At 65.2% G+C, this 24,255-nt stretch carries 26 protein-coding genes; 8 read left to right on the forward strand and 18 right to left on the reverse strand.

Annotation, left to right across the window (positions count from 1 at the left end):
- Positions 1-398: 398 nt before the first annotated feature.
- The 5 genes from ACQPXH_RS01350 to ACQPXH_RS01370 all read left to right on the forward strand — a co-directional run bounded on the left by ACQPXH_RS01350 (position 399) and on the right by ACQPXH_RS01370 (position 5,157).
- Positions 399-1,937, forward strand: coding sequence for a protein kinase domain-containing protein (locus ACQPXH_RS01350; protein WP_433600537.1), 1,539 nt, complete (start codon positions 399-401; stop codon positions 1,935-1,937).
- A gap of 178 nt (positions 1,938-2,115) precedes the next feature.
- Entirely contained in the window at positions 2,116-2,514 is a 399-nt protein-coding gene (locus ACQPXH_RS01355) for a TOBE domain-containing protein (RefSeq protein WP_433600538.1), read from the forward strand.
- 5 nt (positions 2,515-2,519) lie between these two features.
- A complete protein-coding gene (gene modA / locus ACQPXH_RS01360) occupies positions 2,520-3,299 on the forward strand; it encodes a molybdate ABC transporter substrate-binding protein (RefSeq protein ID WP_433600539.1) in 780 nt (259 codons plus the stop codon).
- Positions 3,299-4,111, forward strand: coding sequence for a molybdate ABC transporter permease subunit (gene modB, locus ACQPXH_RS01365; protein WP_433603690.1), 813 nt, complete (start codon positions 3,299-3,301; stop codon positions 4,109-4,111). Before modA ends, modB begins: the two co-directional genes overlap by 1 nt.
- Positions 4,108-5,157: an ABC transporter ATP-binding protein gene (locus ACQPXH_RS01370; RefSeq protein ID WP_433600540.1), complete on the forward strand. Its 1,050-nt coding sequence runs from the start codon at positions 4,108-4,110 to the stop codon at positions 5,155-5,157. Before modB ends, ACQPXH_RS01370 begins: the two co-directional genes overlap by 4 nt.
- A gap of 6 nt (positions 5,158-5,163) precedes the next feature.
- Here ACQPXH_RS01370 and ACQPXH_RS01375 read toward each other — a convergent pair whose 3' ends face one another.
- The 5 genes from ACQPXH_RS01375 to ACQPXH_RS01395 all read right to left on the reverse strand — a co-directional run bounded on the left by ACQPXH_RS01375 (position 5,164) and on the right by ACQPXH_RS01395 (position 11,133).
- Entirely contained in the window at positions 5,164-6,201 is a 1,038-nt protein-coding gene (locus tag ACQPXH_RS01375; protein WP_433600541.1) for an alpha/beta hydrolase, read from the reverse strand.
- 151 nt (positions 6,202-6,352) lie between these two features.
- Positions 6,353-6,997, reverse strand: coding sequence for a dihydrofolate reductase family protein (locus ACQPXH_RS01380; RefSeq protein WP_433600542.1), 645 nt, complete (start codon positions 6,995-6,997; stop codon positions 6,353-6,355).
- A gap of 553 nt (positions 6,998-7,550) precedes the next feature.
- Entirely contained in the window at positions 7,551-9,875 is a 2,325-nt protein-coding gene (locus tag ACQPXH_RS01385) for a heavy metal translocating P-type ATPase (protein ID WP_433600543.1), read from the reverse strand.
- A gap of 34 nt (positions 9,876-9,909) precedes the next feature.
- Complete coding sequence (locus ACQPXH_RS01390) at positions 9,910-10,830, reverse strand: hypothetical protein (protein WP_433600544.1); 921 nt, start codon at positions 10,828-10,830, stop codon at positions 9,910-9,912.
- A 63-nt stretch (positions 10,831-10,893) separates the two neighbouring features.
- Positions 10,894-11,133, reverse strand: coding sequence for a hypothetical protein (locus tag ACQPXH_RS01395; protein ID WP_433600545.1), 240 nt, complete (start codon positions 11,131-11,133; stop codon positions 10,894-10,896).
- 66 nt (positions 11,134-11,199) lie between these two features.
- Here ACQPXH_RS01395 and ACQPXH_RS01400 point away from each other — a divergent pair, with 66 nt between their 5' ends.
- The gene (locus ACQPXH_RS01400; protein ID WP_433600546.1) at positions 11,200-11,466 is read left to right on the forward strand and encodes a hypothetical protein; all 267 of its coding nucleotides are present in this window, start codon (positions 11,200-11,202) and stop codon (positions 11,464-11,466) included.
- Positions 11,467-11,680: 214 nt separating this feature from the next.
- Here ACQPXH_RS01400 and ACQPXH_RS01405 read toward each other — a convergent pair whose 3' ends face one another.
- From ACQPXH_RS01405 to ACQPXH_RS01445, 9 genes are all read right to left on the reverse strand, one after another.
- The gene (locus ACQPXH_RS01405; protein ID WP_433600547.1) at positions 11,681-12,385 is read right to left on the reverse strand and encodes a sterol desaturase family protein; all 705 of its coding nucleotides are present in this window, start codon (positions 12,383-12,385) and stop codon (positions 11,681-11,683) included.
- A 109-nt stretch (positions 12,386-12,494) separates the two neighbouring features.
- The gene (locus ACQPXH_RS01410; protein ID WP_433600548.1) at positions 12,495-13,232 is read right to left on the reverse strand and encodes a FadR/GntR family transcriptional regulator; all 738 of its coding nucleotides are present in this window, start codon (positions 13,230-13,232) and stop codon (positions 12,495-12,497) included.
- 318 nt (positions 13,233-13,550) lie between these two features.
- Positions 13,551-14,030 (reverse strand): hypothetical protein, encoded by a 480-nt coding sequence (locus ACQPXH_RS01415; protein WP_433600549.1) that lies wholly within the window; start codon positions 14,028-14,030, stop codon positions 13,551-13,553.
- 11 nt (positions 14,031-14,041) lie between these two features.
- Positions 14,042-14,545, reverse strand: coding sequence for a hypothetical protein (locus tag ACQPXH_RS01420; protein WP_433600550.1), 504 nt, complete (start codon positions 14,543-14,545; stop codon positions 14,042-14,044).
- Positions 14,546-14,562: 17 nt separating this feature from the next.
- Complete coding sequence (locus ACQPXH_RS01425; protein ID WP_433600551.1) at positions 14,563-14,694, reverse strand: hypothetical protein; 132 nt, start codon at positions 14,692-14,694, stop codon at positions 14,563-14,565.
- Between the two features lie 76 nt (positions 14,695-14,770).
- Positions 14,771-15,268, reverse strand: a complete 498-nt coding sequence (locus ACQPXH_RS01430) for a hypothetical protein (RefSeq protein WP_433600552.1) — start codon at positions 15,266-15,268, stop codon at positions 14,771-14,773.
- Positions 15,269-15,292: 24 nt separating this feature from the next.
- A complete protein-coding gene (locus ACQPXH_RS01435; RefSeq protein ID WP_433600553.1) occupies positions 15,293-15,721 on the reverse strand; it encodes a hypothetical protein in 429 nt (142 codons plus the stop codon).
- A 29-nt stretch (positions 15,722-15,750) separates the two neighbouring features.
- The gene (locus ACQPXH_RS01440) at positions 15,751-15,933 is read right to left on the reverse strand and encodes a hypothetical protein (protein ID WP_433600554.1); all 183 of its coding nucleotides are present in this window, start codon (positions 15,931-15,933) and stop codon (positions 15,751-15,753) included.
- Entirely contained in the window at positions 15,930-16,301 is a 372-nt protein-coding gene (locus tag ACQPXH_RS01445) for a hypothetical protein (protein ID WP_433600555.1), read from the reverse strand. The genes ACQPXH_RS01440 and ACQPXH_RS01445 overlap by 4 nt, the downstream gene beginning before the upstream one ends.
- Positions 16,302-16,511: 210 nt before the next feature.
- On the opposite strand from ACQPXH_RS01445, the gene ACQPXH_RS01450 reads away from it, so the two are divergent.
- Together ACQPXH_RS01450 and ACQPXH_RS01455 are read left to right on the forward strand one after the other, a co-directional pair.
- Complete coding sequence (locus tag ACQPXH_RS01450) at positions 16,512-17,750, forward strand: hypothetical protein (RefSeq protein WP_433600556.1); 1,239 nt, start codon at positions 16,512-16,514, stop codon at positions 17,748-17,750.
- Positions 17,747-18,301, forward strand: coding sequence for a GNAT family N-acetyltransferase (locus tag ACQPXH_RS01455; protein WP_433600557.1), 555 nt, complete (start codon positions 17,747-17,749; stop codon positions 18,299-18,301). Before ACQPXH_RS01450 ends, ACQPXH_RS01455 begins: the two co-directional genes overlap by 4 nt.
- 119 nt (positions 18,302-18,420) lie before the next feature.
- Here the strand turns inward: ACQPXH_RS01455 and ACQPXH_RS01460 are convergent, their stop codons facing one another.
- The 4 genes from ACQPXH_RS01460 to ACQPXH_RS01475 are packed head-to-tail and all read right to left on the reverse strand — an operon-like array spanning position 18,421 to position 24,252.
- Complete coding sequence (locus tag ACQPXH_RS01460; protein WP_433600558.1) at positions 18,421-19,236, reverse strand: hypothetical protein; 816 nt, start codon at positions 19,234-19,236, stop codon at positions 18,421-18,423.
- A complete protein-coding gene (locus ACQPXH_RS01465) occupies positions 19,233-20,900 on the reverse strand; it encodes an ABC transporter family substrate-binding protein (protein ID WP_433600559.1) in 1,668 nt (555 codons plus the stop codon). Before ACQPXH_RS01465 ends, ACQPXH_RS01460 begins: the two co-directional genes overlap by 4 nt.
- Positions 20,897-22,582: an ABC transporter family substrate-binding protein gene (locus ACQPXH_RS01470; protein WP_433600560.1), complete on the reverse strand. Its 1,686-nt coding sequence runs from the start codon at positions 22,580-22,582 to the stop codon at positions 20,897-20,899. The genes ACQPXH_RS01465 and ACQPXH_RS01470 overlap by 4 nt, the downstream gene beginning before the upstream one ends.
- Complete coding sequence (locus ACQPXH_RS01475; protein ID WP_433600561.1) at positions 22,579-24,252, reverse strand: ABC transporter family substrate-binding protein; 1,674 nt, start codon at positions 24,250-24,252, stop codon at positions 22,579-22,581. The genes ACQPXH_RS01470 and ACQPXH_RS01475 overlap by 4 nt, the downstream gene beginning before the upstream one ends.
- Positions 24,253-24,255 lie beyond the last annotated feature (3 nt).

A 24,255-nucleotide genomic window follows, 5' to 3' on the forward strand; every position in this document is an offset into this window, starting at 1 on the left:
GCTGACCTGACCCTGTTGTCGTCCATTCGCGAATATCTTCGGTGCATGCACGTCGCGAAACGCGACGCGGATTCGCGAATAACTGCCGTAATCGCTCACGGACAGAGCCGCCCGGCCGAGCAGGCGCGCAACCCTTTCTGGCCGCAGCCTGAACCACGGTCGTGCACGCTGCCACGCTCCGGGATCTGCTGCGCGCCAGGGGACTACGGATCAGAAATTTGGTTGTCGGGCTCGCTTGGCTGACCGTTTTCGGTCCCCTGACCGTTGGCAACATAGATTATCGGTGGTTGGAACCGGGGCGGTTCGCCCTCGAACCAATGTCTGGGACCGGTCCCGAAGATCACGTCATCCGCTCTCCCGGTCGCGGGGGCATCTATTCGCAGCGATACGGTCAGGAGGTGTCGGTGCAGAGCGCTGGCGGCTCGTTCGGGGATTACCACCTCGAACGCTTGGTGGGTCGTGGCGGTATGGGTGAGGTGTGGTTGGCGCGTGACCGCACCGGTCGCACTGTTGCGTTGAAGGTGTTGTCTGCGGCGTATTCCGCCGATCCGGGCTATCGGCGCCGTTTCGAGCGCGAGGCGCGGCTGGGTGCCCAGGTGCGCAACCCGCACGTCGTGCCGATCCACGCTTTCGGTGAGGCCGACGGTCATCTTTTCTTGGAGATGGATTACATCCCGGGCATCGATCTGGCCACGCGGCTGCGGTCGGGTGCGTTGGTGCCTGCTCGGGCGGTCGAGGTCATTGCCCAAGCGGCGGAGGGCCTGGATGCCGCTCATGCGGCGGGGCTTGTTCATCGAGATGTGAAGCCGGGCAATATCCTCGAGGACACCAGCGGTTTCGTATATCTGATCGACTTCGGTATCGCCCGCGCCGCGGACGGCAGCGCCCTCACGGCCACCGGGTTGGTGGTTGGCACGTTGGGCTATATGGCGCCGGAACGATTCACCGGCACGGCCGATGTCCGCTCGGATGTCTATTCGCTGGCCTGCGTGCTGTACGAAACCCTCACCGGGAAGCTGCCGTATGGCGACGGCGATCCGGCACAGCAGATGCATGCGCATTTGATGTCCGAACCACCGCGTGCGTCGTGGGCTGCCGGAGGTGTACCGCCGCAGCTGGACGCTGTTGTCGCCCGCGGGATGGCCAAGAAACCGGTGGAACGCTATGCCAGCGCGGGGGAGTTCGCCGCCGCCGCGAATGCGGCTTTGGGCGGGCCCGTGCCGGCGCAACCGACCTCAGCGAGATCGGGCGGTCACCCGCCCACCCGCGTTATGCCCGCCGTCGCCTCGCCCCCGACCTTGGCCGAGCCCCTTTCGGCGCCGCAATCGCCCGAGCCTCGGACATTCTCACCAGCGCCTCGAAAGCTGTTGGTGCGCAGATGGTTACCGATCGCCGCCGGTCTAGCACTTGTCGCCGCGGCGGCACTGTGGCTGGTGAGCACTGACTTCGGGTCCAATTCCGCTCCAGGCACGACGACGCCCGCTGCTGCCTCGACTAGTTCGCCGCTGCCCTCGACCGGCGGACCGGTTCCGGCTGGTGCGGTGCGTGACGGGAACTTTGCTTTCACCGTTACCGGGGTTGCGTCCAACGTGAGCCGCACCGGTTCGGTAGCCCCGGGTGGTTCCTACACCATCGTGACGCTGTCGGTCACCAACGTCTCCCAACACGGCCAAGTCTTCCGCATCGCCGACCAGCGCCTCAGCACCGCCGCCGGCCGCTCCCTCGCCCCCGACGCGACCGCGACCACCGAACTCAACCCGTCCGGCCCTGGCCTCGACCAGATCGATCCCGGCAGTATCCGCACGATCCGCCTGGCCTTCGACCTCCCAGGCAAGGACAAGAACGGCAAGAAAAACGATAAGAAGGGCGACACCCCGAGCCAGCTGGTCCTGCACGGCGCCCCGTCGTCGTCCGGCGTGACCGTGCCGGTCGGCTAGCCGCAGGCCGACCGGAACCTCGGAGTCGGATCGCTTGCCGACCTCGTGCAGTCGTCGGAATCGTCGTGTTTCGGATAACTCTCACTGCCCGACCCCGCCGCGCAGGTATGGATAACGATCCGCTGGCGCGTGTGCATTCGGCTATGCATTCCGTGGATACGGCAATATGCTGCCAATCGTGTCGAATCTGCGGATCAGTGAGGTCGCTGCGTTGATGGGTGTCAGCGATGACACCGTGCGGCGGTATATCGATCAGGGCCGACTCAACGCGATCCAGCTGGACAACGGGCGCAAGGGTGTGAGCGGCCGCGAGCTCGCGGAATTTCTGCGGGCCAACGCGGAGGCCCCGGAGCTGGGTGCCACGGTGGCGGTCTCGGCGCGGAATCGGATGCGCGGGATCGTGACACGCATCGTGAAGGACACGGTGATGGCTCAGGTCGAGATGCAGGCCGGGCCGTTCAGATTGGTGTCGCTGCTGAGTCGCGACTCGGTCGACGAACTCGGCCTGGAGGTCGGCAGCGTCGCGGTCGCATCGGTCAAGTCCACCCATGTTGTTGTAGAAATCCCGGAAAGTTGATGAGGATGATTCGTTCGCTGAGTGCGGTTGCTCTGACCGGAGCTGTCGCGATGACGTTGGTCGGCTGTGGGTCGGACAAGTCGTCCGATCCGGCCCCCACCGACAAGATCTCCGGCACGGTGACGGTATTCGCGGCCGCATCGTTGACCGAGACGTTCACCGAGTTGGGCAAGCAGTTCGAGGCCGCACACCCCGGCGTCAAGGTTGTCTACAGCTTCGGTGCGAGTTCGGCGCTGGCCGAGCAGATCAAGCAGGGCGCCCCGGTCGATGTGTTCGCCTCGGCGGCGCCGAAGAATATGCAGCAGATCGTCGACGCGGGCGATATCAAGGCCACACCGGTGACGTTCGTGCGCAACCGGCTCGAGATCGCGGTCCCCAAGGGCAATCCCGGCCACATCACCGGTCTCGCCGACTTCGGCAAGACCGAACCCAAGATCGCGCTGTGTGCTGAGCAGGTGCCCTGTGGTGCCGCGGCGAAGAGCGTGTTCGAGGTCGCCGGTGTCAACCCGCAGCCCGACACCCGTGAGGCCGACGTCAAAGCGGTACTGACGAAGGTCACCCTCGGTGAGGTGGATGCGGCGCTCGTCTACCGCACCGACGTCAAGGCCGCCGGTGACAAGGTGGAAGGCATCGACTTCCCCGAGGCGGACAAGGCGATCAACGACTATCCGGTCGCGCCACTGGCCGAGGCCCCCAACTCCGCGGCCGCCGCGGTGTTCGTCGATTTCGTGCGGTCCGACCAAGCGCGCACGGTGTTCACCAAGGCCGGATTCGACAACCCGTGATCCGAACGTCGGCGCGACGGCGGGCAGCGCGCGGGCGGCGACCGCTCGTGCTCGTGCTGCCCGCCGTCTGCGGTTTGGCGTTCTTGTTATTGCCGCTGGCCGGGCTGCTGCTGCGCGCGCCGTGGCGCGGTCTGCCCGACAGGTTGTTCAGCGCCGAAGTCGGCCAGGCGCTGCGCCTTTCGCTGGTGTGCGCGAGTTCGGCGACTGTCGTCTGCCTTGTGTTGGGGATTCCCTTGGCGTGGTTGCTCGCTCGCGGTGAGATCCCCGGACTCGGGTTCGTGCGGGCGCTGGTGACGGTCCCGCTCGTGCTGCCGCCGGTGGTCGGCGGTGTCGCGTTGCTGCTGGTATTGGGCAGGCGCGGGGTCATCGGCCGTCATTTGTACGAATGGTTCGGTGTCTCACTGCCTTTCACCACCGCCGGGGTCGTCGTCGCCGAGGCGTTCGTGGCGATGCCGTTTCTGGTGATTTCCGTCGAGGGTGCTTTGCGCGGAGCCGACCCGCGCTACGAAGAAGCCGCCGCCACCCTGGGTGCGTCGCGTTGGCTGACTTTCCGGCGGGTCACCTTGCCCTCGGTGCTGCCGGGTGTGATCGCGGGTGCGGTGCTGTGCTGGGCCCGTGCACTCGGTGAGTTCGGTGCCACGATCACCTTCGCGGGCAACTTCCCGGGTAAGACGACGACCATGCCGCTGGCGGTCTACCTCGCATTGGAAACCGATCCCGAGGACGCGATCGTGCTCAGCTTGGTGCTGCTCACCGTATCGGTGGTCGTACTGGCGGCGCTGCGGGAGCGGTGGACGCGAGGAGCGCTATGACACTCGACGCCGAAATACGCATCACCCGAGACAAATTCGAACTCGATATCGCCGTCAGTGTGGCACCGGGTGAAGTCGTCGCACTGCTGGGCCCCAACGGTGCGGGTAAGACCACCGCGCTGCGGGCGCTGGCCGGACTCACCCCACTCACCGGTGGCAGCATTCGTCTCGACGAAAACACTTGGGACGCACCGCCGAAGCTGTTCACCCCGGCCGAGCGTCGCGCGATCGGCGTCGTATTCCAGGACTACCTGCTGTTCGCGCACATGTCCGCCCAGGACAATGTCGCCTTCGGACTGCGCGCCCGCGGGCACCACCGCCGGGCCGCGCGCGACCGCGCGAAGTACTGGCTCGAGCGAGTGGGCCTCGCCGAGCACCGGCACGCCAAACCGCGTGCGCTGTCGGGCGGTCAAGCTCAACGTGTCGCGCTGGCCCGCGCGCTGGTCACCGATCCGCGACTGCTGCTGCTGGATGAACCGTTGGCGGCACTCGACGCCAGCACACGTTTGCAGGTTCGCTCCGACCTCGCCCACCATCTCGCCGACTACACCGGGCACACCGTGCTGGTCACCCATGACCCGCTCGATGCCATGGTGCTGGCCGACCGCCTCGTCATCGTCGAAAACGGCAGCATCATCCAGGAGGGACCGCCAAGCGAGGTCGCCCGCAGACCACGCTCGGACTATGTCGCGAACCTGGTTGGCCTCAACCTTTATCGCGGCACAGCCCATGGCAACATGATCGGTCTCCACGACGGCGGCACACTTACTGTCGCCGAACCTGCCCACGGCGCTGTACATGTCGCGTTCCCGCCGAGCGCGGTGAGTCTGTACCTCGAACAACCAACGGGCAGCCCGCGAAATACCTGGCCGGTGATCGTGGTCGGGCTCGAACAGCACGCGAACACCACCCGGCTTCGCCTCGACGGCAGCCCGTCCGTGCTCGCCGACGTCACCCCCGCGACCGTCGCCGATTTGCGTCTTCAGATCGGAGTGCCCCTGTGGGCGGCGGTCAAGGCCACCGAAATCCACACCTACCCGGCGTGATACAGGTCAGTAGAGATCTTTGGACAGGACCGGCCATGAATGCTGGAGGTCGTCCTGCCAGTAGCCCCAGGTGTGGGTGCCGGTGGGGGGCAGGTCGAATGTCGCCGGAATTCCCAACTGGTTCAAGCGGTTCTGCAGGTTGTGTGAGCAGGCGCTCATCGCGGCCTCGATGATGCCGCCGACGACCACGTGGTTGGCCACGCTGATCGGGTTGTACTTGTCATCGCCCATGATGAACGGGTCGCCGGGACCGTCGTGCGCGCCGGGCAGCCCGCCGCCCGCCGCAACCCAGAGGTTCGTTCCGCGCAGTTTGTCGGCGTGCAGGACCGGATCGTTCGCTTGCCAGAGCGGGTTGTCCGCGGGTCCCCACATATTGTCCGGGTTACCGCCGCCCCATGTTTCGACCGTGGTTTGCACGAACTTCTGGCCGACCGGATCGCTGGTCTGCGCGCAGCCGCTGTAGGCGGCGACATTCCGGAACAGGCCGGGCTTGGTGATCGCCAGCATCAGCACCGATGTACCGGCCATCGAGTAGCCCGCGATCGAGTTCTTGCCGTTGGTGCCGAGCGCCGCATCGATGATCGGTGGCAGCTCCTCGGTGTAGAAGGTCTGCCATTTGTTCACGCCGAGTACCGGGTCGGCCGCGCGCCAGTCGGCGAAATAGCTCCACCGGCCGCCGATCAGCTCGACGACATTGATGTTCTTGTCGCCGAGGAATTGCTTGGCGTCGGTCTTCTGGTCCCATGAGGCGTTACCGTCGACGCCACCGCCGCCGCCGTTGACCAGATACAGCGTCGGACGCGGGACCGAGTTGTCCGCGGGCAGATCCACCAGGACCGGGAACGTCCGATCCATGGCCGTGGAGTGGACCTCGAGCTGCAACTTGCGGTCACCGAGGGTCTCTACTTTCTCGATGTAGGAACCGTCGGGTGCCTTGGCCGAGCTGTTGATCGGTGCGGCCGAGGCCGCAGGTGCCCCCAGGCTCACTCCCGTGCCGACGACCGTCACAGCGGCGGCCGCCGCAACGAGAACTCTGAATCGCATACCGCGTCTCTCCTGAAAATCGCATCCGCGCAACGTTCAAGCCCGTTTAGGTTGTCCACCAAATGGGCAATCGTTACTACCGTAGATCGAATCGGATGCCGGATGCGGCCGGAAGCCCCCAGTCCTGGGGGTGGTGTGACCGAGAGTTGTGTCACTTTCGCCAGAAGAAGTGATGTACCACGCCGCTCGGGCTCGGGATCCGCTCCAGATGAAAACGGTCGACGAGTTCGTCGGGGCTGGTCCACAGCCTTTCGCCGCGACCGATTTCGATCGGTGCGACGGCGATGTGCATGTTATCGATCAGGTCGGCGTCGAGGAACTCGCGGACTGTGGCGATACCGCCGCCGATTCGCACATCCTTGCCCTCGGCGGCGTCGAATGCCTGCGCCAGAGCGTCCTTCGGAGACGCGTCGAGGAAGTGGAATGTGGTTTCCCCCAGGGTGATCGAGGGGCGCACATGATGAGTGAGGACGAAAACCGGTGTGTGGAACGGGGGTTCGTCGCCCCACCAGCCTTGCCAGTCGTAGTTCTCCCATGGACCCCGCTGCGGACCGAATTTGTTGCGCCCCATGATCTCGGCGCCGATGTTGTTGGTGAAGTCGCGGGTGCAGTAGTCGTCGAGGCCGTAGCTGCCGCCGGGATCGGTTCGGTTGGACCAGTGGGCGGTTGCGCCTGCCCAGAACATGAGCGCGCTCGGATCGGCGTGGCCGAATGGGCGCTCGCGGGTTTGTCCCTCGCCTGCGCCATAGCCATCGCTGGAGACGGTGAAGTTCTGAACTCGGACCAGCTGTGTCATCGGAATCCCTTCTGATTGCAATTTGCAACCGGTTGAGAATTTACCTGAACTGATCCCGTTGTGCAACCAGTTGGGAGGTCGACTCGCGACGATTCAGAGGCCGAACTCCGTACCAACCGCGGATCCTGATCAATGTGATCCGCGCCCGCGGCAGCCTGAACCGCGCGATCCGCGATACCGCCTGCTCCTGATCGTGACCGGTCGCCGGCACGCATGGGACCAGCTCACCGGTGCAGGCGCAGCGCTATTTCCGCAACGTGACCGACGGTAGAACGCGAAATCCTTGCTGCGTTGACTGGCAATGTCGCGAGAGGTTGCCGAGAGTATCGCGCAGCTGATTGTGGACAGCATTGGGCCGCAGTAGTTTTCGATCGCTGGTCGTTGCTCTACGAAAGGTCGAACCGATGATTCTGCTTTCCCTCTTGGGCATGACCGGAAGTGCCGCTGCCGCATGGGCCACCGGAAGTGCCGCGATGGGTCTGGCAAATAGCGGCATTCCGCAGTGAGTCACAGGAATCGGGCGGGACGGCATGGGCGCCGTCCCGCCCGATTCCTATCGAGCGGTGGAGCGGAAGCCGCGCAGGCGCAGACTGTTGCTGACCACGAAGACCGAGGAGAACGCCATCGCGGCGCCGGCGAGCATCGGGTTCAGCAGTCCGGCCATGGCGAGCGGAATCGCCGCGACGTTGTAGGCGAAGGCCCAGAACAGATTTCCCTTGATGGTGCCGAGGGTCCTGCGAGACAGTCGGATCGCATCGGCGGCGGCGCGCAGGTCACCACGGACCAGGGTCAGGTCGCTGGCCTCGATGGCGACATCGGTTCCGGTGCCCATCGCCAGGCCGAGGTCGGCCTGAGCCAGAGCCGCGGCATCGTTGACGCCGTCGCCGACCATCGCCACCACCTTGCCCTCGGCCTGCAGCCGCTTGACGGTGTCGACCTTGTCGGCCGGCAGCACCTCCGCGATCACCGCATCGATACCGACCTGTGCCGCAATGGCTTTCGCTGCGGCGGTATTGTCGCCGGTCAGCATGATCGGGGTGAGACCGAGTGCCTTCAGCTGCGAGATCGCCTCGGCGGAAGTGGGTTTCACCGCATCCGCGACCACGAGCACGCCGCGGGCCTTACCGTCCCAGCCCACCGCGACGGCGGTCCTGCCATCGGTTTCGGCAATCTGCACGGCCTGCTCGAGGTCGGCGTCCAACTGCTGCGACCAGTCCGTGAGCAGCCTTGCGCGCCCGACGATCACCGCATGGCCATCCACCACACCCTGCACGCCGAGGCCCTCGATATTCGCGAAATCCTCGACCCGCCGCAGCGCACCGACCTTATCCCGGGCACCCTTGGCGATCGCCTGGGCGATCGGGTGCTCCGACGAATCCTCCAGCGCCCCGGCCATCGCCAGCACCTCGGCGGTGTCCTCACCTTCGGCGGCAATGACATCCAGTAGGGTCATCTTGCCAGTGGTGACGGTGCCGGTCTTGTCGAGCACCACGGTATCCACCCGACGGGTCGACTCGAGCACCTCCGGACCCTTGATCAGAATGCCGAGCTGCGCACCGCGACCGGTGCCGACCAGCAGCGCCGTCGGCGTGGCCAGCCCGAGGGCACACGGGCAGGCGATGATCAGCACCGCGACCGCGGCAGTGAAGGCCGCGGCGACCGAACCGCCGGTGCCCAACCAGAATCCGAGCGTCGCGACCGACAGCGCGATCACGATCGGCACGAAAATCCCGGAGATCCGGTCCGCCAACCGCTGCGCTTGCGCCTTACCGGTTTGCGCGTCCTCGACCAGTTTCGCCATCTGGGCAAGCTGGGTGTCGGCGCCGATGCGATTGGCGCGCACCACGATCCGCCCGCCCACATTGACCGTCGCACCGACCACCGCATCCTCGGGGCCGACCTCCACCGGCACCGATTCACCGGTGAGCATCGAGGCGTCGACCGCCGAGGAACCCTCGACGACCACCCCGTCGGTGGCGATCTTCTCACCGGGCCGCACCACGAAGATGTCGCCAACGCTCAACTGCTCGACCGGAATTCGCTGCTCCACTGTGCCTACCCACCCCGCCGACTCCGTCGGCTGCCGTTCCCCTGTGTCTACCCACCCCGCCGACTCCGTCGGCTGCCGTCCCCCTGCACCGCGCAGCACCGAGACTTCCTTCGCGCCGAGTTCCAGCAGTGCCCGCAGCGCCGCCCCGGCCCGCCGCTTGGAGCGCGCCTCGAAGTAGCGTCCGGCGAGGATGAAGGTGGTGACGCCCGCCGCGGCCTCGAGGTAGATGCTGCCGGTGCCGTCCATCCGCGAAATGGTCAACTCGAACGGATGTTTCATGCCGGGCATCCCGGCCGTGCCCCAGAACAGGGCATACAGCGACCAGCCGAATGCCGCGAGCGTGCCCATCGACACCAGGGTGTCCATGGTGGCGGTGCCGTGCCGCAGGTTTGCCCACGCGGCGCGATGGAAGGGCAGTGCGCCCCACGCCACGACCGGCGCGGCCAGCGTCAGCGAAAGCCACTGCCAGCTGTCGAACTGGAGTGCGGGCACCATCGCCAGCGCGATGACCGGAACCGTCAGCACCAGCGAAACCAGCAGTCGGGTCCGCAGCGCCGCTGTCGGATCCTGTTCCGCGGCCGTTTCCGCGGGCTCCTCGATCGGCAGCGCCGCGGTATAACCGGCCTGTTCGACGGTGGCGATCAACTGCTCATGTGAGATATCGCCGCTGAAGTCGACCCGCGCCTTCTCCGTCGCATAGTTGACCGTCGCGGTGACGCCGTCGAGCCGGTTCAGCTTCTTCTCGATGCGATTGGCGCAGGACGCGCAGGTCATGCCACCGATCACCAATTCGACCTGTCCGGCGGATGGTTGTGTCGCGGTGGTCATCGTGTGCTCCGTTCTGTGCGACTCAGGGTAGTGATCAGTGGCCGTGTCCGGCAGGTTCGGCTGCCGGGATGGGTGCGGGACCGGCAACCGAGACGGTGAATTCGGCGGTGCGAACCACGCCTTCGTGCTGGAAATCCAGGAAGAGTCGGTAGTCGCCCGTGCTCGGCGCATCGACATAGAAGGTAATGCCTGGTCCGGCTGGGGTCACACCGTCGCCGGGGCTGCCCTCCGGGTGGACGTGCAGGTAGGCGAGGTCGGCGGCGCGCAATGCCACGAGGTGGCCATAGGCCCCCAGGTAGGGCTGCAGATCGGTGACCGGTTTGCCATTGCGGCTGACCGAGAGCACGACCTTCGAGGCCTGGCCCGGCGTGACCGTGCCGTTCAGCGCGACGGTGTACTCGCCGACCTGCGCGGTAGTCGACGGCGCGGGCAGTGCCTGCGCGTCGTAGTTGCCCGCGACCCGCAGATCGGCGCCTAGCGTCAGATTCTTACCCCCATCGGGTGTGAAGTCGGCGAAGACCCGGTAGTCACCGGCGCGGGTGAGATCCAGCGGGACGCTCCAAGCTCCGGCCTGGTCGAGTACCGGATGCACGTGCTGGAAGGCGGCCATATCGCGGCGGACCACGATGAGGTGCAGATCCTTGTCGTGGCTGCGCACATAGCTGGTGACGGGCGCGCCGTCGCGATTCAGGATGCGAAACCGCAGTGGAACATTCGCCGCCGCGGTGGTCTGCGGGGTGTCCAAGCGCAGGGTGTAGCCGTTTTCGCCGGCCATGAGTCCCGCGGGCAGCTCCTCGGACTCGCTCATGGCCTCGTGGCCCTTCGAGTCGTGCCCGTTCGAGTCGTGTGCGGACTCGGTGGGTTCCGGCCCGAGCGTGGCACCGACGGCCAGTGCGATCCCGAAGACCGCCGCGAGACCGAGGGTGAAGCCGGTGAACTTGCTAGCTGCGTTCATCAGGGGGCTCCGTTCGGATCATTCGGCGGACCGTCCCGTCGAACTCGGCTCTACCGTACCCCCCTAGGGTACATTGTCAATATGGTACGGGGTGAGGGTATGCAGACGAGAGCCCGGCTCGGTACTGGACCGGGCTGCCTGCTGCGGTGCGCCGAGCAAGAAACCCACCAGGCCGGTCGTTATGGCCAGAGCGTGTTTGACCTGACCCTCCGGACTCTCCAGCAGTGCGGCGTCCTCGACATTGGCGCCATTGCCCATTTCGATGAAAACATCGGGCACCGTGGTCAGTGCGGGACCGGCCACATCCGCACGGGTCTGCAGACCGTCTTGCGCGTCCTCGACTGCGATGCTCAGGCTTCGGGGCGGTAAGTGACCAGCGCCACCGCGGAGGTAGCCGATCCGGACTCGGCCGCCCATCATGCGGCCGATCGGCACAAGCGGAGCGTGATCGACTATCTCGCCGAACTACTGACCGCCGCAGGCCGCTCCGACGCTCCCGAACTGGCGGCCGAGTTCGCTCTCCTCGTCGATGGCGCAATCGTCACGGCTGTTCGCGATGCGACCCAGCGGCCGCCGACAGCGCCCGAGCCATTGCCCAACGTCTACTCGCGGCGAGCTGAGACTGTCGGCCGGTAGCCATCCCGCCCGACTGTGTATCGACGTCGATTCAATTGGTGTGCATCATGATCCGCTCGCCGGCATGGACGGTCGTGCCGACCACCGCACGATCTCCTGGGGACGGCGTGCCTGGGCGCCGCCGACCATCTCGCACCAGCGCAGGGGTAGCCCCGGACGGTGACCGAGTGCAGTGGTGAAGGCTGGAAGCGCCGCGCTCACGGTGGTGCGAGCTTCAGGCCGAGTGCAGGTGGCGGGCTGTCGGGGAGGTTTCCGTGGTCGCCGGATCGGGATAGGTGCCGAGCAGACGGTCGGCGGTGCCGGAGGTCGTCACGGTGAACCAGTAGTGCTCGTTCTTGTAGTGGTGATGACGATGGTTGCGCCAAACCGCCCGGTAGAGCGAGCCTTTCGGCTTGTAGTCGGTGTGGATCAGATAGTGGGTCCACTCGTAGCCGAGGCCGAGGGCGGTGATCATCAGCAGGAAGGTCAGACCGAGGCCGAGCCGGGGGAAGGCCAGAGTCGCGATCGCGATCAGGACGACCACCAGTACCGCAAGCGTTTTGGTCGGGATGAAGATCAGCGGGATATTGCGCGGATCAACATGGTGCTCACGGTGTTTGCGCGCCAGTTCACTATCGATCGGGATCGGGCCGAATTGCCTCGGCCGCCAATGCAATACCGTGACGTGCACGATCCATTCGAAGACCGGGAAGACCGCCAGCATGACCGCGGGCATCAGCACATCCGTCGATTGCCAGTCGCCCGCAATGATTCGGGCGACCAGCGCCGCCACCAGGGTGGTGCCGATCAGCCATGGCGACGGGTGCCGGATGAATTCGCGGAAAGCGGCGGCGAGGGTGAGGCCGCGGCGCAGGGGCCGCTCGTCCTGACGCACACGCGCCGTGGCCGAATCCTTGCTGGATGATTGTGGTTTCGTCATGGTCTTTCCTCGATGGAGCCAGTCGGTGCCAATCCATCTGGTGGCGACCGAGCGATATTCGAACCGCCGCGGTGATCCGGATTGCCGATGCCGGATCGCATATTCGCTGTCAGCGTTCGATGTTTTCGGTGCCCTCCAATACTTCGATCAGGGCCGTGGTCGCCGGTTCGAGCAGCGCCCGAGCGGTGCTCGAGGCCTGTTCCGGCGCACCGGCCTCGATGGCGGCGGCCAGGTTTCGATAGGCCTCGACATTGCCCACCTCGGCGGACATGATCGGAGCCAGCGCGGCGAGCGCGGGTTCATAGGCGGCGCGCAACATGTTGAACATCAGCCGGAAAACGATGGAGTCGGCGGCGTCGACTACGTGATCCCAGAACTCCATCGCATGGCGCTGCTGTTCGATCGGATCCTGTTCGGCGGCAAGCGCTTCGACCGCGCGATCCAGGGCAGCGCGCACGCCGGCCGACTCGGTTTTGTCGAGCCGGATCGCCGCGAGTTCGGCCACTTTCGGTCCGTTGTGCAGCCGCGCCTCCAGGATGCTGCGCGCGACCTTCGGTTCCAGCTCACCGGCCTGAACCAGCAGTCGCGGCAGCACCTCCAGCCCGGCCCCGCGCCGGTAATCCAGCACGGTGGTCGCATCTCCCTGCCGCACTGCCACCAGTCCCGCAGCCGCCAACCGCTGCAGTGCCTCCCGCACAGCGGGCCGCGAAACTCCCAACGCTTCCGCCAACTGCCGTTCGCTGGGCAGCGTCGCGCCGGGCGCCAACTCCCCACTGAGCACATCCGCCGCGATCTGCTCGAATACATCGCCCGATACCGACCGCTTGACCACAGGTTGCAACGCCATACCGTCACTCTGCGCCGAAAAGGTCAGGAGGTCAAGTGGTCAGACCAGTTACGGTGCATTGACAACTCAGCCAAGCGGCCCCAACCACGGGCGCAATGTGCGCACCTCTTGCCGGTGCGTCGACCACTCAGCCGCAGCGGCGCCGACCTCGGTGCAGTGTCCGCACTGCCGTTCGCGCCAAAGTTCCACCCCGCCTCGACGGTTGCGCCGCCCGCGTCGCAGCAAGCCTGTTCGGCCGCAAGGGCTTTGTTCGCCTCCAAGGCCTGAACACACGAACCACCGGCGGCGTCGCCGGACACCGACGCTGACTAACGCGCGCTACTGTCGCGCCGCGCCATCCGGCCACACCACGGTCACCGGCACCCCACGCACACGCGCTAGCTCGACAACCGAACCGGTGCCGCTGCGTTCCCCGGCCTCACCGTCCCACACCGCGATCAGCTCGTCGACGCTGCCGAGCACAGCCGCGTTCGCGGCCTCGTACGCCTCACGCCCGGCGTCGTCGAAGTCCATCACCCGTACCTCGGCCGCTCGCAACATGAGGTCGTCGAACACCGGCAGATGATCCGGCTTCACCTTCCGCTCGCGGTAATTCCGCGACGGCAACACCACCTCGAGCCGCCCGCCGGCATCGAGCACCGTCCGCGCGAACACCGAATCAGACCCACGCGCAATACAACTCACCCCGACCAGATCGGCCCGGTCGCGCTCGACGAGCAGCGCGCGGACCGCGTCATACACCAGTGATTCTGTTGCCTCGGTGATGTTCATGTGCCCGGTGACGCCGATTCGCACCATGCAAGTAGCTCCTAAGCTGTCGCGGCAACGAGTGGCCGCATCCGCTCACGCAGCTCGACCACCGCGCCCACGGTCGCGAACCCTTCCGTGCGGTTGTACACCCTCGCGAGCTTCTTCGCGACACGGTCCGAGGCGGTCTGCTCGACGACCAGTAACGCAGCGTGACCGACGCGGCAGGCCTCATAGAGTTCGCCCTCGATCAGCCGTGCCTCGACCAAGCCCAACTGGTCTAGTGCTGCGCTGCGCCGCCGACCCGGCCTGCGTGACTCGATCGCCCGTCCGATGTGGTCGGCGGCCTCGGACGCGGTCGCACGATCGCCGTCGCGGCGCGCGATATCCAGCAACCGGCCGCCGATCGTGCCCGCCAGCTCGGCCGCGTCGAAGTAGCGAATCCAGTCCGGATCTATCGAACGGTCTGCGTCGGCGAACGCTGCGTGCGCCTTATCGCAGGCGTGGCGGAACGCTGTCGGACGGCCGAGCTGCCCATACGCCCACGCCTCCCGCGTGAACAGCATCGCCTCGGTCGTCGGAGTCAGGTGCCCGGCCGCGTAGTCCTGCGCCAGCCGGACCAGTTCGAGAGCGTCCCAGGCTGCTCCAGCGACAGCAACTGCCGCGCCATCCCGGACAGCACCACCGCGGCGAACGGGCGGACCAGTCGCGACATGAACCTACGCCGCGCTGGTAATACTTCACGCCCAGCCCTCAGAATCGGGATCCGCCGAGAGACCCGGTCGGTCTTCTCAGCTTTCGTGCGGTAGGGCCGAAATGCGCCGTCCGTCACGGGTGTTCACGTAGACGCTCGGATCGTCATCGGCGCGCGCCCGAATGACGGCGAAAACGAGACCGTCATCGGCGACGGATGCGACGGCTTCGTCGAGTCCGGAGGCCACCGACACCGACACCGCGTCACAGGCGGCGAGACCGGTCACGGCTAACCAGCCTTCGCCGCCGTCGCCCTCACTGTGGAACCTGATTCGCAAACGTTGGAGCGGCATGTGATCGGGTGAGCGGTCGCTGCGCGGCCCGGCTGGTCGCGGCGCACCGAACGTGGTGCCCTCCACGAACCATTCGCCGTCACGCGGATCGGCGAACACGATCCAACGGCCCTGCACGCCGTCGATCAGGACGGCGGCGACATCGTCGCGGATGACGGCAGTGACCGGGCTCAGGTCCCGGTCACTGCCCGCGAGGGCGCGGGTTGCGACGGCGACCGCTGGGTGTTGCTCGAGAGTCGTCATTCGGCTACGCCCTTTTCGTTGTGGTCAGCAGATCGCCGCGATGGTGCTGCTGTTGTCGGGTTCACGGTCCCAGTTGCCATTAAACGCGTTCACAATGGCCTCGGTGTGGAACTGGTAGAGGATCCCTGCCGACGAGCATGACGCCGAGTACAGCGTTTCTACGTCGGGATCGGTGGTGTTGTCGTTGCGTTCGGAGTGCACATACTGCTTGCCGTCCTTCGGGTCGTAGCGCCACAGTTTCGTAGTCACGTTGCGCAACGCGGGCCTTCCGGTGCAGTGCACCTTGAACCCGAAGTTGATCGGCGCGATCGAGTTGTGGCCGGTTTTCCATGGCTCGATCGCGTGGATGAAACACGTGATGTTGTCGGCCGACGCGGGACCAGCGCCACCCCCGACGAGCGTCGAGCCGATGCCGAATCCGGTGAGCAACGCCACCCTGATCAGGTTCCTCATCACTTCCCCTATCTATCTACCTACCGCTGTCAGCGGGGGTCGGAAATCGCTGTCGGCCGGTCGGATTCCTCCGCCTCGACCCGCGCCCGGATGGCGTCCACAGTCCTGTCTTTCGGGATTCGCTCGGGCCACACGATCACCGCAACCACAACCCCTAGCGGCAGGCCGATAGCCAGCATTATCCCGAGCATGATCCATCCGTCGCTGATCATCGAACCTCGTTGTCTCGCACGGAGATCGGCTGTATGTCGATCACTGACGGCATGGACAGCAGGCCCTGGCGGACTTCGGTCAGAAGGTCTATGTCGATCGGTGCGACCGTCGCAGCGGCAATCACGGCTGCGGCGTCGGCGTGGAGTTCGCTGAGTTCTTCGGGATCAATCAGCCACCCGTCTTCGCCGACTAGATCCCATGACCCGTCGTCGTGCTGGAGGTAACACGGGCCGCCCTCCGGGGCGAGTGCCAGTTTCCGAGCGTCTTCGTCGTCGCGTCGTACGGGAAGGTTCATCTCCCGTCCCTTCGGTCGTCCGGTTGGTGGGCACCCGCCGCCGAGGACTGCCGCCCACTCGGGCCATCCCATGCGGGCGAGTGGTTCACCGGATGAGGGGGCGGTGTGGCGTCGACCCGACGGCGGGGCCACCTTCAGACTCTCGGCAGTCCGGACTTCGAACCAGAGCGCAAAACACATGCTGCCGATACGATTTCGATACGGGCGAGATCAGGGGGATTGATGATCGTCAATACGTGGACATCCGTTGAAGTGCGCGCGTTGCGCGTTGCGGCTCTCCGTATGACCCGAGAACAGTTCGGCGACAAACTCGGCTGGGCGACGTCGACGATTCAGAAGTGGGAGCACGGCGGCACTCGCGCGGTACTCGCCGACCGGGCCGCATGTCTGGATGAGACGCTGGCCGCACTCAACCCTGAGCAGTTGGAACGGTTTACAGCCGCCTTGACCGAAGCAGGATCGACCGAGGGGGTGCACGCTGGAGGCACGGCCGCCACGTTCGCGGCCGACGAGGAGGACGACATGAGACGCCGCACATTCGGCACTTTCGCCGTAGCCGCCGCCGCGACGACCCTCTCCCCGGCCGCCCGCATCGGCAAAAGCGACGTCGCACGCCTGGAGGCGATCAGCGCCGAACTGGAGACCGACATGCAACGGCAGGGCGGCGCGGCTCTCGTCGATGATGCAGTGGCCGCTCTCGATAGAGGTCTCGCCCTCGTCGATACGGCCACGTTCGACGGGACCACCGGCCGACACCTGATGTCCGCTGTCGGCAACCTGGCGGCACAGACTGGATGGCTCGCCTACGATGCCGACCGCCACGCCCTTGCCCGCAAATGCTTCACAGAGGCGATGTCGTTGGCGGGCACCGTCGACGACGATTGGCTGACCGCCTACGCATGCCTCACCGCCGCACTGCAACCGATCAACCTCGCCCGCAACGGGATCGGCTCAGCGTCGCGCGCCCTGCCGCTGATTGCTCGCGCGGCCGACGCGATGCGCCGACAGCCGCCGTCCCGCGTCCATGCCCTGATCGCCGTTCGGGAAGCTGCCGCGCTCGGCGTCCTCGGCGACGCCGACAGATTCGGTCAAGCCATCGCTACCGCGTGGCGGGAGTTGGAGCGCGCCGAACGATACGAGTCGGTCGACGACTGCCCGCAGTGGGTCCGGTTCGTCACCCCGCAGGAGATCCGAGGGCATGAGGCGCGTGGCTGCGCCGCCGTCGGCCGCATTCGTGCCGCGCTCGGCCTGTACGAGGTTGCGGTCACTGAGCACGCCAGCCCCAGCAACATCGCGAACATGGGGGCTTGGGCCGCGTCGGCACACGCTCAGGTCGGCGATCTGGACGGCGCGCTGGCTCGAGCTCTCCCGGTCGTGACGCAACTCGAATCCGCGGTGATGTCCCCCCGAACCGTGAGAACGCTTATCCCAGTTCGGAAGGCGTTGGAGACAGTGCCGGCCGGAGCCGATTTCTGTGCGCGTTTCGACGCGCTCGACGCCAAAGGAAGTGTGTCCGCGTGATCGAGTTTCGACGCTACGACAACCGTGCGGCCCGCGAGATCCGGAACACGGTGATGGATGTGTTCACCCGGTCCTACGTCGACGCGATTGCGTCCGGGGATCCATTCGATTCGCCCGAGGCGTTCGCCGAGCGGTTCGACGCTTACACGCGCGGCCCTGGTTTCGATCTGGTGGTCGGCTACATCTCTGGCGCCGCTGTCGGGCAGGCGTGGGGCTGGCCATTGAGTCCGACCTCCGGGTGGTGGGGCGGGCTGAAGCTCGACGACACGACCGAGGACCATGCCGCATTCATTCGCGAGGATGGGACGCGTACTTTCGCGCTGTCCGAGATCATGGTGGACGCTGACCACACCGGACGCGGGTACGCGCATGCTCTGCATGACGAACTGCTGCGGATGCGTAGTGAGCCGCGCGGGACGCTGCTGGTCGAGCCGGACAACGAGCAGGCGTATGCGAAGTATCGGCGTTGGGGCTGGTCGCGAGTGGGAACGCTAACGCCGCATTGGGATAACGCGCCGACCTTTGATGTGTTGATTCGGCCTCTGGAGTAGGGGGCTGCCCCTGTCGGGCCAGGGGAGCGTGCCGGCGAGATGCTCAAAGTCTGTGCGGCCCGTTCTGACGCAACCCCGCGGCGCTCGAATAGCCACCGGCGCACTGTCGGACAGGCGAGTCAGCTGGGGTCGGAGCCGCGAATGGCGGCGAGCCAGATGGCGGTGGCGGCGGCTACCGAGGTGGCAGCGAGGAAGGCCATGAAGCCACCCGCGGCAATGTAGACCCACATGAGGGCTACGAAGGGCGCGGCGACGGTGGATTGTGCGTCGAGCAGGAGACGGCGACGGACCCGAGCGGAGTCGGTGGCGAGGTTCGCGGCGTCGGGATCGGGACGGGTTGGGTTGTCGATCAGACGGCCGGGTGGTTCGGAGCTCCGAGCCTTTCCGGACGGGTAGAAGTGCAAGGTGGCGGTGTCGGCTGATCTGTCGGTCACCTCGGCTTCGGTCTCGGCCATGGCGAGCAGTGCCGGATCGAAAAAGATTGGCAGCCAGCGAGTTCGATAGTTCTCGTTGATCTCGAGCCAACTTCGGCTGACGAGCCGATATTGCTGGCGCACCCGCTTGATCTCCACGGTGCGCGTGGCATCTGCGCTACTGCCGGTACCCGAACTCCCGCCGCTGGCATCGACGTGCGCGCCGACGTTGTGAGGCGTATCCCGGTGCGGGCGGGCATTGCCTTCGCCGCGAGGCGTGTCCGTACGGTTGTCCCGGCGCGGCCCGATATCTGCCAACCCATTCGACAGCAAGCCCGACGCCCGGGCGAGCTGAAATCCCGTATAGCCCAGAATGCCGACAGCAACCGTCGCCAATGCCGCAACCTGGTCCAAATCGCCGAACGGCGCCCAGGCCAGGCAGACAACCAGGGCGCCGATCGTTACGCAGACCGGATAGGCTAGGGGGTTTCTCCGCCCATCCCGGCCCGGTCCGAATTTCACTTCAGGAAGCCGACTTTGGTGTAGTCAGGGGAGGCGAGGCCGAACGCGCCGTAATTGGCGAGGTTGTCGCGCACCGCGTAGGTGCCCGAGGCCTGCTGCAATGGCACCGAATAGCCCTCGGCGAAGATCATCTGATCGCATTTGTTGGCCAGCTCGATGGCCTTCGCGGGATCGAGTTCGGCAATGGTCTGCTCGATCAGCGCATTCAATTCCGGGGATCCGATGCGGGCCTTATTGCTCCCTTGACTGTTCGGATTGTTCGGGTCATACGCGTAGACCTGCGGCAGCACCCCCAGCGGTAGCACGCTACCGCCCCAGCTGAATTGGGCGATGTCGAAGTTGCCCGGATCGATCACATCCTTGAACAACCCTTGGCCGGGCACGGTTTGGATGGTCATCTTCACCCCGACCTTCGCCAGGTTCTGCTGCACGATCTGCGCGGTCTGCACCCAGCCCTCCTGCTGGTACATCACGTCGCGCAGTTCCAGCTTCCGGCCGTCCTTTTCGCGGACATCGCCGTTGAGCTTCCACCCGAGCGCGTCGAGCATCCGCGCCGCCTCGGCGGGGTCGTAGGCGATGGGAGCCGAATTGTCCTGGTAGCCCTTCTGCCCCTTCATGTAGATGTGATTGTTCAGCGGCGTCGGATTTTCGACGACCCCGTTCTGGGCGGCGGTCACCAGGGCCTGCCGATCGATTGCCTTCGAAATGGCAATGCGCAGTTGCGGATCCGCGAGCAGGGCGCCCTTGCCGCCATTGAAGGTCAGATGCGACCAACTGGGCTCGGGCGCCCGCCGCACCACCACGTTCTTCGAGTTCCTCGCCCCGGTCACATTCTCGATGCCGGACATGTAGGCATAGTCGATCTCGTTGTTCTGTATCCCGGGCAGCACCGCGGAATCGTCGAGCACGCTGAGCGTGATCGTGTCCAGCTTCGGGGTATCGCCCCACCATTTCGGATTGCGGCCCAACGTGATCCGGTTCTGCGCGCGATCGATGCCGGTGAGCATGAACGGACCCGAGCTGACCGGGAGGGTGTCGTGGTCGGCGTTGCTGAACGCATCCGGGGTGGCGGTGACGGACTTCGGATACAGCGGACTGAATTGACCCTGCCATTCGGCATACGGCTTATCGAAGGTCACAATCGCCTGCCGGTCGTCCTCGCCGCGTTCGACCTTCTCGACCCGGTCGAAGCCGCTGGGGGAGGAGATCAGGAAGCCGGGGTCCTTCGTGCTCAGCGCGGCCGCCTCTGATCGCAGGTCCTCCCAGGTGATCGGGGTGCCATCGGACCATACGGCCTTCGGGTTGATCGTGTAGGTGACCTGCTGGGGGCTGGTATTCGTCAGCTTGATGTCGGTGAAGTAATTGTGATCGACGGTCAGTTCTCCCGCGGCATTGCTCACCCAGGGCGACGGCATGGTCGGATTGATCACCGAGGCCGTCGTGTCGGTGGTGCCGTCGATATGCAGATAGTTGAAGTTCTCCGGGAAGTTGGTGATGGCGAGGCGCAGATTCCCGCCATCGCGCAACTCGCTGCGATCCTTCGGGTTGATGTCGTTGGTACTACCGATATCGACCGCTCCGGGCGTGATGCTGTTGTCGGAGCAACCGGTCGCGATCAGACCGAGGGCGATAACCGGAACTGCTACGGCCGTTGCGAATCTCATTTCTCGAACCCGACCTTGGTGTAATCCGCCGACGCGAGGCCGAAGGCGCCGTAATTTGCCAGCCCTTCGCGCACCGCCACGGTGCCCGCGGACTGCACGATGGGCAGCGAGAAGCCCTCGTCGAAGATCATCTTGTCGCATTCGTTCGCCAGCTCGATGGCCTTTTCGGGATCGAGTTCGGCGATCGTCCGCTCGATCAGCGCATTCAGTTCGGGCGAGCCGATCTTGCCCTTATTGCTCAATGTATTCGCCGGGTCGAAGGCGTAGATCTGCGGCAGCGCACCGAGCGGGAGGATGCCACCGCTCCAGGTGAACTGGACCATGTCGAAGTTGCCCGGGTCGACCACATCGGTGAAAAGCCCATTGCCAGGGTAGGTCTGGATGAGCAGCTTGACACCGATCTTGGCCAGATTCTGCTGCGCGATCTGGGCCATCTGCACCCAGCTCTCCTGCTGGTACATCACATCGCGGATTTCCAGCTTGCGACCGTCCTTTTCGCGGACATCACCGTTGAGCTTCCACCCGAGATCATCGAGTTCTTTGGCGGCCTGCTCGGGGTTGTAGGCCACCGATGCCGCATTATTCTGATAGCCCTTCTGGCCAACCATGAAGATGTGGTTGTCGAGCGGCTTGGGGTCGATGACGACGCCCTGCTGGGCCGAGGTCGCGATGGCCTGCCGATCGATCCCCTTCGAAATGGCAACGCGCAGTTTGGGATCAGCGAGGATCGAGCCGGGCGCGCCATTGAAGGTGAAGTGCGAGAAGCGCAGCGCGGGTGCGCGACGCACCTTGATGCCGGGTGCGTTCGAGGCGGTCTTGACCTCATCGATGCCTGATACCGTCGCCGAATCCAGTTCGTTGTTCTGCAGTGCGTTCAGCCGGGCGGAGTAATCGAGCACACTGTAGGTGACCGTATCCAGCTTCGGCGTATCACCCCACCATTTTGGATTGCGGCCCAATACGATTCGCTGCTGCGCCTTATCGATCGAGGTAATCACGAACGGGCCCGCCGAAACCGGCAGACCGTTGCGATTGATGTCGTCGAAGGCCTGCGGGGTCGCGGTCGACGCCTTGGGGTAGACCGTGCCGAAGATGCCCTGCCATTCCGCATAGTGCTGGGCCATGGTGACGATCGCCTGCCGGTCGTCGACGCCGCGTTCGACCGTGCCGATTTGTGCGTAGCCCTGGGTTGCCGACACTTGGAAGGCCGGGTTGCGCCCGCTGAGCGCCGCGGCCTGAGATTTCAGATCTTCCCAGGTAATCGGTGTTCCATCGCTCCAGACCGCCTTAGGATTGATCGTATAGACGATGGTCTGTGGATTCGTGTTGGTGAGTTTGATCTCGGTGAAATAGTTCGTGTCGGTGGTGATATCACCCGCCGTGTCGGATTTGACCGAGCTGGGCAGCGCCCACGAGACCAGATCGGACACGTCGCCGTCGGAGTCGACATGCAAGGCATTGAAGGTTGCCGGGAAATTCGTCAGCGCCAGCCGCAGATTCCCGCCGTCGCGCAGGTCGCCGGCGTCCTTCGGATTGATGTCGTTGGTCGTGCTTATCGAGCTGGAACCCGCCGTCACGTCATCGCCCGACCCGCACCCGGACAGAATCAGCGCGATGGCGACAGCGGGTGCCGCGATCCGAATTCCCGCCCGGCGCTGCCGGGCGATGCGTGCAGTTGTCAATTCACGAATCCGATCTTGGTGTAGTCGTAGGACGCGAGGCCGGGGGAACCGATATTGGCGAGATTCGCGCGGACGCCGAAGCTGCCGTCGCTCTGCATCAGTGGCAGCGAATGACCCTCTTCGAACACCTTGCGATCCACCTCATTGGCCAGCTCGAGCGCCTTCGCCGGATCCAGTTCCGAGAGGGTGCGATCGATCAGGGCATTGAGTTCCGGCGAGCCGACGCGGGCGTAGTTGCCCTGCAAATCGTTCGGGTCGTAGTAGTACGCCTGTCGAATACTGCTGAACGCGAACGCATCACCCACCCAGATGAACTGGGCGGCGTCGAAATCGCCGGGCTGGATGACATCGGTGAAATACCCCGCGCCGGGTCTGGTGTCGATGGTCAGCCCAACGCCGATTTCGGCGAGGTTCCGCTGGATGATCTGGGCGATCTGCACCCAGGTCGGGTCGTTGTACATGACATCGCGGATGACGAGCTTGCGCCCGTCCTTCTCCCGCCCATTGCCATCGAGCTTCCAACCGGCCTCGTCGAGTTCGCGGGCCGCGGCGGTCGGGTCGAATCCGAGGCTGTTGTCCTGATAGCCCGCCTGACCTTGCAGGAAGATGTGATTGTTCAGCGGCTTCGGATTCTCGACCAGCCCGTTCTGAATCGCGCTGACGATCGTCTGCCGATCGATGGCCTTGGAAATGGCGACGCGCACCTTGGCATCGGACAGGATGGACCCCGGCGCGCCGTTGAAGGTGATGTGGCGCCAGCGATTACCCGGCGCGCGGCGCACCACCAGGCCGCCGGTATTGCGCACCGTCTGGACGTCGTCGACTGTGGTCAGCTGCACCAAATCGAGTTCGTTGTTCTGCAGCGCCGTCGTCCAGGCGGTGTGGTCGAGCACGCTGTAGGTGATGGTGTCGAGCTTGGGTTTTGCCCCCCACCATTTCGGATTGTGGCCCAGCACGATTCGGCCCTGCGACCGGTCGGTGGAGACGACCTGGAATGGTCCGGCACTCGGCCCCATCGCATCGGCGAGGCTGTTGTTGAACGAATCCGGGTCGGCGGTCACGGATTTCGGGAACAACGAGGCATTGCCGGCGAACTGGCCGCGCCATTCGGCGTAGGGGTGGCTGAAGGTCAGAACGGCCTGGCGGTCGTCGACGCCGCGCTCCACCTTGTCCACGAATTCGAAGCCGTTGGTGATGGCGATCAGGAATCGCTTGTCCCTACCGCTGAGCGCGTTGGCCTCGGATTTTATGTCTTCCCAGGTGATCGGATTGCCGTCGGACCATACGGCCTTCGGATTGATCGTGTAGGTGACCTGCTGCGGGTTGGTGCCGGTCAGCGTGACATCGGTGAAAAAGTCCTTGTTGATGGACAATTCGCCCGCCGCATTGGTGTCGAACGCACGTGGCATCAGCGGCCGTTCGATATCGGCTATTTCGCCGTCGTTACCGTCATTGGAAAGGGTGTTCCAGTTGGCCGGATACGACGTGGTCGCCAAGCGCAGATTCCCACCGTCGCGGACTTCGTCGACGCTCGTGGGGTTGATGTCGTTGGTGGTGCCGAGCGTATCCGACAGCCCCGCCGTCGAATCGCCGCCCGAACCACAGCCCGCCGCGATCAGACCCAATGCGACAACCGGTGCCGCCCATTTGGTTCGGGTTCTCGATCGCATCGC

The organism is Nocardia sp. CA-135953, assembly GCF_050955735.1.
In the GTDB taxonomy this organism is placed as follows: Bacteria; Actinomycetota; Actinomycetes; order Mycobacteriales; family Mycobacteriaceae; genus Nocardia.

What these genes read in the sequence shown, in the direction of transcription:
- ACQPXH_RS01445 (WP_433600555.1), bottom strand. Translation starts at nt 16,301, where the DNA reads ATGGGATGGCCCGAGTGGGCGGCAGTCCTCGGCGGCGGGTGCCCACCA.
- ACQPXH_RS01430 (WP_433600552.1), bottom strand. Translation starts at nt 15,268, where the DNA reads ATGACGACTCTCGAGCAACACCCAGCGGTCGCCGTCGCAACCCGCGCC.
- modA (WP_433600539.1), top strand. Translation starts at nt 2,520, where the DNA reads ATGATTCGTTCGCTGAGTGCGGTTGCTCTGACCGGAGCTGTCGCGATG.
- ACQPXH_RS01465 (WP_433600559.1), bottom strand. Translation starts at nt 20,900, where the DNA reads ATGAGATTCGCAACGGCCGTAGCAGTTCCGGTTATCGCCCTCGGTCTG.
- ACQPXH_RS01380 (WP_433600542.1), bottom strand. Translation starts at nt 6,997, where the DNA reads ATGACACAGCTGGTCCGAGTTCAGAACTTCACCGTCTCCAGCGATGGC.
- ACQPXH_RS01405 (WP_433600547.1), bottom strand. Translation starts at nt 12,385, where the DNA reads ATGACGAAACCACAATCATCCAGCAAGGATTCGGCCACGGCGCGTGTG.
- ACQPXH_RS01385 (WP_433600543.1), bottom strand. Translation starts at nt 9,875, where the DNA reads ATGACCACCGCGACACAACCATCCGCCGGACAGGTCGAATTGGTGATC.
- ACQPXH_RS01475 (WP_433600561.1), bottom strand. Translation starts at nt 24,252, where the DNA reads ATGCGATCGAGAACCCGAACCAAATGGGCGGCACCGGTTGTCGCATTG.
- ACQPXH_RS01440 (WP_433600554.1), bottom strand. Translation starts at nt 15,933, where the DNA reads ATGATCAGCGACGGATGGATCATGCTCGGGATAATGCTGGCTATCGGC.
- ACQPXH_RS01415 (WP_433600549.1), bottom strand. Translation starts at nt 14,030, where the DNA reads ATGGTGCGAATCGGCGTCACCGGGCACATGAACATCACCGAGGCAACA.
- ACQPXH_RS01370 (WP_433600540.1), top strand. Translation starts at nt 4,108, where the DNA reads ATGACACTCGACGCCGAAATACGCATCACCCGAGACAAATTCGAACTC.
- ACQPXH_RS01425 (WP_433600551.1), bottom strand. Translation starts at nt 14,694, where the DNA reads ATGTCGCGACTGGTCCGCCCGTTCGCCGCGGTGGTGCTGTCCGGGATG.
- ACQPXH_RS01435 (WP_433600553.1), bottom strand. Translation starts at nt 15,721, where the DNA reads ATGAGGAACCTGATCAGGGTGGCGTTGCTCACCGGATTCGGCATCGGC.
- ACQPXH_RS01375 (WP_433600541.1), bottom strand. Translation starts at nt 6,201, where the DNA reads ATGCGATTCAGAGTTCTCGTTGCGGCGGCCGCCGCTGTGACGGTCGTC.
- ACQPXH_RS01410 (WP_433600548.1), bottom strand. Translation starts at nt 13,232, where the DNA reads ATGGCGTTGCAACCTGTGGTCAAGCGGTCGGTATCGGGCGATGTATTC.
- ACQPXH_RS01450 (WP_433600556.1), top strand. Translation starts at nt 16,512, where the DNA reads ATGACCCGAGAACAGTTCGGCGACAAACTCGGCTGGGCGACGTCGACG.
- ACQPXH_RS01420 (WP_433600550.1), bottom strand. Translation starts at nt 14,545, where the DNA reads ATGCTGTTCACGCGGGAGGCGTGGGCGTATGGGCAGCTCGGCCGTCCG.
- ACQPXH_RS01390 (WP_433600544.1), bottom strand. Translation starts at nt 10,830, where the DNA reads ATGAACGCAGCTAGCAAGTTCACCGGCTTCACCCTCGGTCTCGCGGCG.